Source organism: Paraburkholderia sp. XV (assembly GCF_020177535.1).
GTDB classification, from domain to species: Bacteria; Pseudomonadota; Gammaproteobacteria; order Burkholderiales; family Burkholderiaceae; genus Paraburkholderia; species Paraburkholderia caribensis.
In genome coordinates this window covers 1-1,459 of the sequence record NZ_JAGUUD010000258.1, presented here as the reverse complement: position 1 = coordinate 1,459, position 1,459 = coordinate 1, and the positions used below count along the sequence as shown (strand labels likewise).

Here is a 1,459-nt window from a genome sequence, read left to right as displayed (position 1 = left end):
CCGCACAGGGGCGACGCTTGAAGCGAGCTAACGAATCGCGGATGCCAGCGCAAAAACCAAAAACCAAAAACCAAAAACCAAAAACAACGCCCGCGCCGCGAAGGCCCCCAACCCGAAGGTCCCCACTCACCTCTCAGACCTTCCCCTCGGCTTTCAGCCGACGATACTCATCAACCGGCAACCCACCCCATCCCCAGTTTTCCTTCTCGACTTCCTGAATAACGACGAAGGTCGCTTCCAGCGGCTTGTTCAGCACCTTCAGCAGCAACTCGCTCGTTCCCTTGATGAGTTGCGCCTTCTCTTCCGGTGTCACTGCGTTCGTGCCGGGTGTGTTTCCCTCGCGTGTAACCTGAATAGTCACGATAGGCATCAGAATCTCCGTAGTGTCGTGTGAGGCCGGCGCCGCTGCCGGCGCCTCGCCGTGCTTGTTGAGGTGCTTAGTGGCCTGCGCTCTGGCCGCCGTCGACGTGCAGGATCTCGCCCGTGACGAACGACGCGGAATCGAGATACAGCACGGCATTGACGATGTCGCTCATCTCGCCCATGTGGCCGACGGGATGCAGCGCACCCAGTGCTTCGTGGGTTTCCGGCGCGTGCATCGGCGACTTGATGATGCCGGGCGAAACGGCGTTCGCGCGGATGCCCGACTTCGCGTATTCGATGGCGAGCGACCTGGTTGCGGCGTTCAGGCCGCCCTTGGTCAACGATGCGAGAACCGACGGCACGCCTGAGATTGCGTGATCGACGAGGCTCGTCGAGATTTGCAGGACGTGGCCGCTCTTGTTCTTTTCCATCTCGGCGATGGCGAGTTGCGTGATATGGAAGAAGCCGTTCACATTCACATTGAGCACGGCGGCGTAGTCTTCGGCCGTGTATTGCGTGAACGGCTTGGCGATGAAAATGCCTGCGTTGTTGATCAGCGTGTCGACGCGGCCGAAGCGTGCAATCGCTTCCGACACGGCACGTTGCGCGACTGCGCGGTCGCCGATGTCGCCAGCGATCGCCACGACGTTCGGATCGTCCGACGGCTTGATCGAACGCGCAACAGCGACGACGCGATAACCATGCTCGCGGAAGCCCTTGACGATCTCGGCGCCAATGCCTTGCGATGCACCCGTGACGATTGCTACTTTTTCCGAATTGCTCATGATGGACCTCGAACTGTTGTTCGGCTTGTGTCGGAATTGACAGTGCCGTTAGGTCGTAAATCTAGGCTTCCTCGGCGGCGTTGCGAACACCCGGGTTGGACAAACTGTTGTGATTGCGAGGAATAAATGGGTTTTTGCTGTCTGCGACGCGGGTTGGTTTTTTGTCGTTGCGGTGGGCGTGGGCGGGCAGGGTTTTTGCCTTTGGGCTGGCAGTTGCGGTTTTGAGTTGTTGGGCTTTTCGTGGGCATCCGCGATGCGTTAGCTCGCTTCACACGTCGCCCCTGTGCGGGGCGGCACCTACTTTTCTTTGC

General features: G+C 59.4%; 2 protein-coding genes. Both read right to left on the bottom strand.

Annotated elements, in window-relative coordinates:
* Nucleotides 1-133 precede the first annotated feature (133 nt).
* Complete coding sequence (locus KFO72_RS41795) at nucleotides 134-370, bottom strand: tautomerase family protein (protein ID WP_054931464.1); 237 nt, start codon at nucleotides 368-370, stop codon at nucleotides 134-136.
* Nucleotides 371-437: 67 nt separating this feature from the next.
* Complete coding sequence (locus KFO72_RS41790) at nucleotides 438-1,148, bottom strand: SDR family NAD(P)-dependent oxidoreductase (RefSeq protein ID WP_054931465.1); 711 nt, start codon at nucleotides 1,146-1,148, stop codon at nucleotides 438-440.
* Nucleotides 1,149-1,459 lie beyond the last annotated feature (311 nt).

Bases quoted from the DNA above. Each gene is read 5' to 3' on its own strand.
- KFO72_RS41790 (WP_054931465.1), bottom strand. From the start codon at position 1,148: ATGAGCAATTCGGAAAAAGTAGCAATCGTCACGGGTGCATCGCAAGGC.
- KFO72_RS41795 (WP_054931464.1), bottom strand. From the start codon at position 370: ATGCCTATCGTGACTATTCAGGTTACACGCGAGGGAAACACACCCGGC.